At 39.7% G+C, this 9,826-nt stretch carries 9 protein-coding genes and 1 tRNA gene; 7 read left to right on the forward strand and 3 right to left on the reverse strand.

The window, feature by feature from the left end:
- Positions 1–7: 7 nt before the first annotated feature.
- Positions 8–84, reverse strand: a tRNA-Asn gene (locus tag GQR54_RS19200).
- A 1,052-nt stretch (positions 85–1,136) separates the two neighbouring features.
- On the opposite strand from GQR54_RS19200, the gene GQR54_RS19205 reads away from it, so the two are divergent.
- From GQR54_RS19205 to GQR54_RS19225, 5 genes are all read left to right on the forward strand, one after another.
- Positions 1,137–2,516, forward strand: a complete 1,380-nt coding sequence (locus tag GQR54_RS19205; protein ID WP_166379657.1) for an MATE family efflux transporter — start codon at positions 1,137–1,139, stop codon at positions 2,514–2,516.
- Entirely contained in the window at positions 2,513–4,507 is a 1,995-nt protein-coding gene (gene uvrB / locus GQR54_RS19210; protein ID WP_165740055.1) for an excinuclease ABC subunit UvrB, read from the forward strand. Before GQR54_RS19205 ends, uvrB begins: the two co-directional genes overlap by 4 nt.
- A 2-nt stretch (positions 4,508–4,509) precedes the next feature.
- Complete coding sequence (locus tag GQR54_RS19215) at positions 4,510–5,448, forward strand: class I SAM-dependent methyltransferase (RefSeq protein ID WP_024609318.1); 939 nt, start codon at positions 4,510–4,512, stop codon at positions 5,446–5,448.
- Positions 5,449–6,129 (forward strand): tRNA (adenine(22)-N(1))-methyltransferase TrmK, encoded by a 681-nt coding sequence (locus tag GQR54_RS19220; RefSeq protein ID WP_166379658.1) that lies wholly within the window; start codon positions 5,449–5,451, stop codon positions 6,127–6,129. It begins immediately after the preceding gene.
- Positions 6,130–6,230: 101 nt separating this feature from the next.
- A complete protein-coding gene (locus GQR54_RS19225) occupies positions 6,231–7,253 on the forward strand; it encodes a hypothetical protein (protein ID WP_101217392.1) in 1,023 nt (340 codons plus the stop codon).
- 4 nt (positions 7,254–7,257) lie between these two features.
- Here the strand turns inward: GQR54_RS19225 and GQR54_RS19230 are convergent, their stop codons facing one another.
- A complete protein-coding gene (locus GQR54_RS19230) occupies positions 7,258–7,500 on the reverse strand; it encodes a hypothetical protein (RefSeq protein ID WP_007583900.1) in 243 nt (80 codons plus the stop codon).
- A 208-nt stretch (positions 7,501–7,708) separates the two neighbouring features.
- On the opposite strand from GQR54_RS19230, the gene GQR54_RS19235 reads away from it, so the two are divergent.
- Positions 7,709–8,158 carry an isoprenylcysteine carboxylmethyltransferase family protein gene (locus GQR54_RS19235; protein ID WP_166379660.1) on the forward strand — a complete coding sequence of 150 codons (450 nt, stop codon included), beginning with the start codon at positions 7,709–7,711 and terminating at the stop codon, positions 8,156–8,158.
- A gap of 89 nt (positions 8,159–8,247) precedes the next feature.
- Here GQR54_RS19235 and queC read toward each other — a convergent pair whose 3' ends face one another.
- On the reverse strand, positions 8,248–8,904 hold the full coding sequence (queC, locus tag GQR54_RS19240) for a 7-cyano-7-deazaguanine synthase QueC (RefSeq protein WP_007583902.1): 657 nt from the start codon (positions 8,902–8,904) through the stop codon (positions 8,248–8,250).
- A gap of 144 nt (positions 8,905–9,048) precedes the next feature.
- Here queC and queE point away from each other — a divergent pair, with 144 nt between their 5' ends.
- The gene (gene queE, locus GQR54_RS19245) at positions 9,049–9,714 is read left to right on the forward strand and encodes a 7-carboxy-7-deazaguanine synthase QueE (protein ID WP_166379662.1); all 666 of its coding nucleotides are present in this window, start codon (positions 9,049–9,051) and stop codon (positions 9,712–9,714) included.
- The last annotated feature ends 112 nt before the right edge of the window (positions 9,715–9,826 follow it).

The raw sequence follows: 9,826 nt of genomic DNA on the forward strand, positions 1-9,826 counted from the left end.
ATAAACTTGGCTCCCCCTCCCCGACTCGAACGGGGGACCTGCGGATTAACAGTCCGTCGCTCTAACCAACTGAGCTAAGGGGGAAGCGTCTTGCCTTTCAACGGGGCGAAATATTAATGACCGAGCCGCTAAGTGTCAACATATAAAAGTCATAAATTGAAAAAAGAGGTTTATTCGTTGTTTTTGTGTTCGATCTGCGTGTTTTATAGCTCTATTAAAGTTATTTTTTTGGGAATTTAAGAATAACAACACAACTTTTATTATTGCTGAACCATCAAATTGGTTAAATTAAACACGGTATTAAAGTCGCTTGTTATTAAAAGACAACTCAAAAACATAAAAACTCATTTTTTACTTAGCGATATTTTTCGTATTTAATTCGTTTTTTGTTTTAATTTTCTAGAAATATGCCTATGCGTATATTCACAGAAAAATTTTTTGATCTAAATTGTGATCTAATTACTATGTATAAAATAGGTATTTGTTTTATCCGTTCAAAAATAGAGCAATCAATAACTTAACTTTGTATTAAACGTTTTTTTATACCTAACGTACAACTATGTTAAGAAGAAAAATTGGTGAGCTACAGTTTTTAGCGTGAGTTTATAAAAATGCCACAATTAACAAATGGTCAATTGGTTGGATATCATCGAAAATGGAGGCTCTCTCAAAGCCTTTATAAATGCGGGTTTGAATGAGTTATCCACGGTTTCTGTGGATAACTCTGTTTATGAAACTTTAAGAACATCATCGGCACCAATGGTTTAGGGTGCTACAACGATTTCAAGCTTTTAAATCACTATTTTTAATTCATTGTAAAACAGCAAGTTAGCTTTTTATGGCTAAAAGATGTAACTCGATGAACGAATTTTTTCGTAACGATAAACCAAGCAGTACCTTTGTGTAAAAAAGCATCATATATCACTGGGTGTTTGTAATAAAAGTTATAAAAATGTGTTTTAATTGGTTTTTGGTGTGTTTAGGCTCTATTTTAACAAAAAGATGCAAAAACTAAGTTTTACTATTTTTTCGAATCTTTACTTCTTTAATTACTTCAATTGTAGTGATAAATCCGTGGCTTGAACTGCCTTGATGCTTTAAAATGATTCGTTCAGTAAAAGAGGCCTATTTATTTCATGCGCGCAATTTCAAAATCCCAGACTAGCCCAGATTTACTAAACGATCCCATCTTGCCCACATTAAAGACGATGACCATCCCGATGATATTCGGCATGATCACGCTAATGATGTTCAATATTGTCGATACATTCTTTATAAGTTTACTAGGCACTGAGCCGCTTGCAGCGGTGAGCTTTACATTTCCGGTTACCTTTACCGTTATTAGCTTAGCAATAGGGCTGGGGATCGGTACATCGGCGGTAATAGCAAAAGCGCTCGGTAGTAATAAAATAGATGAAGCGCGTTTTGACGCCAGTATTTCTTTAATGGTTGGTGTGGTTCTGGTTATTGTGTTGTCATCTGTTGGGTATTTACTGATTGACCCCATATTTACTTTGCTAGGAGCGGGCGCACAAGTATTGCCGTTAATACACGAATACATGAATATATGGTTTATCGGTAGTGTATTTTTAATAACTCCAATGATTGGTAACTCGGTACTGCGGGCCAGTGGCGATACAAAAACGCCAAGTATAGTAATGGGTGGAGCAGGGCTGATAAACGCCGTACTCGACCCTATACTGATATTTGGTTTTGGGCCAGTACCAGCGTTAGGTATTCAAGGCGCGGCTATAGCAAGCGTTATTGCATGGTCGGTTGCTGTGGTTATTATTTTATATATATTAGCGGTTAAAAAACGCTTGTTGAGCCTAAAAGCAGGCAAGCAAACAGTGACTGGCGCTATTCGTAAAATATTAAAAATTGGTTTGCCTGCTGCCGGCGCAAACATGCTTACACCGGTTGCAATGGCCGTAATGACCGCTATGGTTGCGCATCACGGGCCAGAGGCCGTAGCTGCATTTGGAGTGGGAAGTCGAATAGAATCTATTGCAAGTATATTAGTGCTTGCACTATCGATGACATTACCGCCATTTGTTAGCCAAAACTTTGGCGCTGGCAAATTATGCCGCGTTAAAGAAGCGTATACCGGCACACTAAAGTTTGTAATGGTATGGCAATTTGCCATTTACGTATTACTCATTGCATTTTCAGGTGTTATAAGCCAATTATTTGGTAAAGAACAAGCCGTAATAGATGTAATTAAACTCTTTATTTATACCATCCCGCTAAGCTATGGCTTACAAGGGGTGATCATATTATCAAATTCATCGTTTAATGCTTTACACAAACCAATGTATGCATTGGTATTAAGTGTCATTCGGTTATTCATATTTTATGTACCATTTGCTTATGTAGGCAACGAAATAGCCGGATTATTAGGGCTATTTATTGGCGCTGCTTTAGGTAACTTATTTACAGCAATAGTGGCATACAAATGGTTTATGAAAAAACTAGAAGCGCTGAGCGGCGAATCGTTACAGGAGTGCAATAATTGAGCGACCATTTTCAGTTAAAATCACATTTTAAACCAGCAGGCGATCAGCCCACAGCGATTAAGCAGCTATGCGAAGGATTAGAAGCAGGCCTTGCACACCAAACTTTATTAGGTGCCACCGGTACAGGTAAAACCTTTACCATGGCTAATATTATTAACGATTTAAACCGTCCGACAATAATAATGGCGCACAATAAAACGCTTGCCGCGCAGCTATACGGAGAAATGAAAGAGTTTTTCCCTAAAAATGCGGTTGAGTATTTTGTATCGTATTACGATTACTACCAGCCAGAAGCCTATGTTGTATCTAGCGACACATTTATTGAAAAAGATGCCTCGATAAACGAGCATATAGAACAAATGCGTTTAAGTGCGACCAAAGCACTGCTCGAGCGCCGCGACACCATTATTGTGGCGTCGGTATCGGCTATTTATGGTTTGGGCGACCCTAAATCGTACATGAAAATGATGCTACTTTTAAAAGTGGGCGAAAAAGTAGACCAACGCGACATGTTACGTCGCCTTGCCGAAATACAATACACCCGCAACGATATAGATTTTAGCCGTGGTACATATCGTGTACGTGGTGAAGTGGTTGATATATTCCCTGCAGAATCTAGCACTTTCGCAATTCGCGTAGAAATGTTTGATGACGAAATAGAGCGCTTAAGTATTTTTGACCCGCTTACTGGCGCCGTCGAGAAGCATATAATACGCACCACTATTTATCCAAAAACACACTACGTTACCCCGCGTGAAAAAATACTCGGTGCTATCGATAAAATACAAGAAGAACTAAAAGATCGAAGAGCCCAGTTACTCAGTGCTAATAAATTAGTAGAAGAGCAACGCGTAACACAGCGTACGCAATACGATATAGAAATGATGCGAGAGCTAGGTTATTGCTCTGGTATAGAAAACTACAGCCGCTATTTATCGGGCCGTACGCCGGGCGATCCGCCGCCTACGTTACTTGATTATCTCCCAGACGACGCATTGATGATTATTGATGAATCGCACGTAACCGTATCGCAAATTGGCGCAATGTATAAAGGCGACAGAAGCCGAAAAGAAAACTTAGTTGAATATGGCTTCAGAATGCCCTCAGCAATGGACAACAGGCCGCTGCGCTTTGAAGAATTTGAAGCTATTTCACCACAAACAATTTATGTATCGGCAACGCCAGGCGACTTTGAGTTAGACCGTTGTGTGGGCGCAATCGCAGAGCAAGTAATTCGCCCAACTGGGCTGCTCGATCCACTTATTGAAGTGCGCCCAGTGGGCGATCAGGTAGACGACCTCCTATCAGAAATTTATAAAAGTGTAGAGAAGGGCGAACGCGTACTTGTAACCACTTTGACCAAACGTATGTCGGAGGATTTAACCGATTACTTAAGTGAGCACGACGTAAAAGTGCGTTACCTACATTCAGACATAGACACGGTTGAGCGCGTTGAAATTATTCGTGATTTACGTGCGGGCGTGTTTGATGTGTTAGTGGGTATTAACTTACTTCGAGAAGGCCTAGATATGCCAGAAGTGGCGCTAGTAGCCATACTTGATGCCGATAAAGAAGGTTTTTTACGCTCAGCGCGTTCAATTATTCAAACCATTGGTCGTGCTGCACGTCACTTAGATGGTCGCGCTATTTTATATGGCGACAGAATCACAAAATCGATGGCTAAGGCCATGGACGAAACAGCGCGCAGACGCGAAATTCAGCATGCTTATAATATTGAACACGGTATTGAACCGCATTCACTAGCCAAAAAGATTCTTGATGCGATGGATGTAGGCGAAGAAGCCGGCCCTAAAGATAACCTTAGACTTGTTCGTAAAGATTCTAAAAAGGTACTTAGTGCGAAAGAAATTACAGTGCAAATTAAGCAGCTTGAAACCAAAATGCATGCATACGCAAGCGATCTAGAATTTGAAAAAGCGGGCTCTGTTCGCGATGAAATACATGAACTACAACAACAGTTGATTAATTAAAAATGACAGCAAACTTTACTCCTCTTATTACTGCGCTTGAAGATGCGCCAATTTTAAAAAATGAACTGTGCCGTGTTTTTCATGGCCGTGGCCATAGTGTTGAGGCGTTAAGTCATATTAATTTAGACTTTTATCCGCCAAGTTTGTTTTTGGTTTCGTACGACGAAATTGACGAGCAAACACTAAGCGAGCTTACCGATGTTGTGTGGCAGTGGGCACAAAAAAACCAGCCAGAGCTTATTACGTCACTTGTGTATCAGCAACGCGCTGGCGTACAAAGCCAAAACACCGTGGTTTATGGGCAATTACCTAATCCGCATGTTGTAACCGAAAACGGCATTCGTTTTTTGGTTGATTTACAGAGCCGTCAAAATACTGGAATATTTCCCGATATGCGCAGCGGCCGTGAGTTTGTAATGGCTAATAGTAAGCATGGCAAAGTGCTTAACTTATTTTCGTATACATGTGGGTTTTCGCTTGCAGCCATGCAAGGCGGGGCAGATCATGTAATGAATATGGATATGAGCAAAGGTGTTCTTAAAGTCGGTAAGCAAAACCATCAACTAAACGGTTTTGAGCGCGGCGTAAGTTTTTTACCTCACGATATTTTAAAGTCGTTTGGAAAACTAAAAAAAGCAGCCCCGTTTGACTTAATAATAGTTGATCCGCCAAGCTTTCAAAAAGGCAGCTTTATTTTAACTAAAGACTATCAAAAAGTGCTGCGCAGGTTGCCAGAGCTACTTTGCGATACCACACAATTGTTATTGTGTGCTAATAGCCCAGAGCTTAGCGAAGATGCGTTTAAAGCGTTAATAAACGAGCACACCCAAGGCGCAATTGAATTTGTTGAGCGCCTAGCCCCTACCGAGCGTTTTATTGAAGTAGACAGCGACAGAAGCTTAAAAGCACTTATCTACAAAACGTCACAATCTGCTGATTAAATGAAGCTCAGCAAACGCCTAACTGCCATTGATACATTAATTTCGCAGCATCACGATATTATTTGGGATTGCTGCTGCGACCATGGTTATTTAGGCATGGCGCTATTAAAACGCGCAGCTGCAAACCAGGTTATTTTTGTAGATATAGTCGCCACTTTAATGAACGACCTAGAAACGCAATTATCATCTATTAATAAATTACAAAAAACCTGTAATAAAAATCCGCAGTGGCAGGTCTTATGTCAGGATGTAGGCAAAATTGAAGTTACTCAAAGTAAAAGCCAAGTAGTTGTAATCGCAGGTGTTGGCGGTGAGCTGTTGTTAAGTTTAATACAACAAATCACTGCTAATAACGTAAGTGAGCATTTAAATAATGTTCGGTTTATTTTGTGCCCCGTGCATCACACTTATAAGTTGCGAGTCGGTTTAAAGCAATTAGGTTTAGGACTTGTAAGTGAGCAAATAGTTTACGACAACAAACGTTTTTATGAAGTGATTGAAGTGAGCTTTAGTAGCAATAATGAGATTAGTCATACCGGCAATAAAATGTGGGACTTTGCTAGTGCAGAACACGCTATGTACCAGCGGCAACTCATAAATCATTATAATAAAATGTTCAATAAAGATAAGCCATACTATCAAAAAGTTATAACAGACTATCAAGAACTCACCGATAGTTAAAAAAGCCCGAAAGTAGGGCGTACATGTGATCTAATTACGACATTGACGACGTAATGTGTTCATAGTTTATATCGCACAACGCGAGTTTATTTGGTTTATTTATGTCAGATAACAAGAGTCACATTAATCATTTGCTTAGCAATGAGCAAAAATGGCAACACAGTTACGAGCAACCTATTTCTTACGCACCCCTTGTGCAATTGGCTAATAGTAGCTGGGTGGTGCCACAACATTTTTTACGTTACAAGCACACGCTTGAAAGCGTAAACGAAGTGCTTGAGAGTATAGAGTTTTCGGCTCACTTTAGAGTGCTTGCTGCACAAAAAGGTGAAGAAATTTACCTGCAAGTAGCAGTGCTGAGCCCAGATAACTACCAAAAAAGCGCATCTGCAAATGAAGGCAAAGCTAAAAAGCTATTATTTGGCAGACGCTGGATAGTAGAGGAAAACTTACCTACTTCAGAGCTTATTCAAACTGCATTTTTAGCGTTAAAAGTAGCGCGTGAACATGAAGTAAGAGAGCTTTTTCAGTTAATGCAAAGCGGCGCAACAAGTACGCCATTTAATAACCATCACGACTTACCGGTAATGGCGCAAAACCCTGAGCTTGTTAAAAGTGAAAGTGCTGAAAGCCGTGTTGATGAAGTGCTTAAACGTATTGTATTTGCAGGAAAAAGTATTGAGCTTAAGAGCCAGCAGCAAATAGCCGAGCAACATTTATATACTGTTGAGCTGTTGTGTGAAGATTGCCAACTTAGCGAGTTTAATAAAAAAACAATCGCGTTTTTAACAGCAGATCCATCCGCTAATAGCTTTTTACACGCCTTAATTACAGCATTAGTAGCCACAAGTAATGACTACGTAAACGAGCAATTTAAGTACAAAGGTTTTGCGCGCTTTAGTAAGCACGTTGTGGTTGAACAAATAGGTAACTTAAGTATCGCTATGCGCTCGCCAAGTACCGTAGGGCTTTGCTCTATGGGTAAGCAACATGCTAACCAGTTAAACTTTGAGATAGACAGCGGGCGAGCACCACAGGGCTGCGGGCAAGCTATTGGTGGTTTTTTAGCTGCACATGGTATTGAGCAGCCAGAAAACGCGCATTTATATCCAAATTATTTATAACAATTTAAAGCTTATTAATTTCATCTTTAACACTAAAGCTTGAATCAGTAACAATAGCCTCAAGTGTTTGTACACGCTCTTTTAATGCAAGCACTTGTGCATTTGTTTCAGCTAATTGTTTATGGGCATCGCTGTTGTTGTTTTGCATTTTATGCTTAAACTCAAGATGCTTTTTATACATATCGTAAACCACTCCTGAGCCAACCGAAATTAGCACAATAAGTACAATCATCGTAGTTCCAGACATAATCTCATTCCTTATCATTTTATTATTCGTTTATGGACAAAGTATAACCTTTAAGCGCTTTTGATAAAGCTGACAATTGTAACTTAATTTGTATACTTTACTTAAGCTCAGCTTTGAGCGTGTTCATCATTTATACACTTTAGATATTGTTTAATAACGTCAGTGTCTCCATATAATAAACATACTTTAGCCAATACAGTGAGTTGCCATGTTAAATAATAAAATACCTCCCGTTATTGTTGTGCTGTTTTTTGCAGGCATAATGGCGCTTATTGCGCATTACAGTGTTATTGATTTCACCGCATTTATTACCTACTTAGCAACAAGTTTGGTCATTATAGGCTGTGTTTTTTGTATTGCAGGGGTGGTGAGTTTTAAAATAGCAAACACCACTGTAAACCCTAATAAACCTGAGCAAGCGTCAAAACTTATTACTAGCGGTATTTATCGGATTTCGCGTAACCCAATGTACGTAGGTTTTGCATTTATTTTAGCAGGGTGGGGTATTTGGTTAAGTTCCTTGTGGGCACTTTTATGTATTATAGGGTTTATTGCGTATTTAACGTTTTTTCAAATAATACCCGAGGAGCGTGCGCTCACTAAATTATTTGGCGAAGAGTTTACCGCTTACAAAGCGCGCGTAAAACGCTGGTTGTAATTTATATCAACTCGTTAAAATTAAACAAAAAAGGCTATCGATGATAGCCTTTTTTGTTTACAGCAATTGTACTACTAATTAATTGGTGCTTATTCGTATTCTAACGGGTCTGTAATGTTATTTAGTGCAAATGCTTCAAGACGTTCTTGGCACGCGCCACATTTACCACAGGCCTTTTCACGGCCGTTATAACAAGTCCACGTTTGGCTGTAATCTAATCCCATTTCAATACCGTCGGTTAAAATACCAATTTTAGTATTGTTTAAGTATGGGCTAAAAATTTCTACAGCGTCGTAGTTAGCAATACGACATACATCATCCATTTTTTGCACAAATTCAGGACGGCAGTCAGGGTAAATAGCATGATCCCCAGAGTGAGCGCCGTAATAAACTTGGCCAGCTTTAAGTGATACCGCGTAACCAACAGCAAGCGAGAGCAAAATCATATTACGATTAGGTACAATCGTACTTTTCATGCTTTCTTCTTCGTAATGGCCTTCAGGCACATCAATATCATCAGTAAGTGATGAGCCACCAATAAGTTGATTAATCGCCGAAATATCAACAATTTTGTGTGGAACGTTTAATTTTTCACACACACTTGCCGCCACTTTAAGCTCTTTTACATGACGCTGACCATAGTCAAATGATAGGGCATATACATCATGGCCTTGTTGCAGGGCTTTATTTAATACGGTAAATGAGTCCATACCGCCGGAATAAATAACAACTACTTTTTGCGTCATATCTGTTTTGCTCTTAGTTTTAATAGAGGTTTATATCAGGGCGCGATATACTACACGGCCGCAGCTTAAATAACAATTTTTGCACAGCGCTTTTTCGTCTTTAATAGTAGCAATTTGGCTGCTAGGTAGTAAGTGAGATCTCTTTTGTACAAAATTAATGAAGTGTTTGAAACCATTCAAGGTGAAGCTAGCTTTACTGGCACACCCTCAATATTTTTACGCCTGCAAGGCTGCCCTGTGGGCTGTTCTTGGTGCGACACTAAGCAAACTTGGGATGTTGATAACGTATACAAAGTATCGCTGGACGAAACCGTAGAAAAAAAAGCCGACTCAGATCATTGGGCTAACGCCAGTGCAGAGCAAATTTTAGCGTTGTTTCAATCGCGTGGTTATACCGCAAAGCATGTAGTTATTACTGGCGGCGAGCCATGCATGTTTGATTTAAACCCAGTATGTAACTTATTACACGAACACGGCTTTAGCACACAAATAGAAACCAGCGGCACGTTTGAAATACTCGCCCCAGAGCAAACATGGGTTACGGTATCGCCAAAAATCAACATGCGCGGCGGTTATGAAGTACTTACCAGCGCTATGAAGCGCGCCAACGAAATTAAACACCCCGTTGCTATGCAAAAGCACGTAGAAGAGCTAGAAGCGTTATTTGTTAAAACAGGCGTTAATCCTAAGCTTGTTTATTTGCAGCCAATTAGCCAAAAAGTATCAGCAACCAAACTCGCAATCGACACCTGTATTGCCAAAAACTGGCGCCTATCAATACAAGTACATAAGTATTTAGGAATTAGTTAAATAGTAGTTTAAAGTTATAGTATGTAGATACCATCTCTTCTAACCAGCCTCAAGCTTTCTTTAAATAGCTTGGGGCTGATATTCAGTTTGATTCTTCACAACACCAAAACAG

This window comes from Pseudoalteromonas sp. Z9A4, assembly GCF_011378845.1.
Taxonomy (GTDB): Bacteria; Pseudomonadota; Gammaproteobacteria; order Enterobacterales; family Alteromonadaceae; genus Pseudoalteromonas; species Pseudoalteromonas arctica.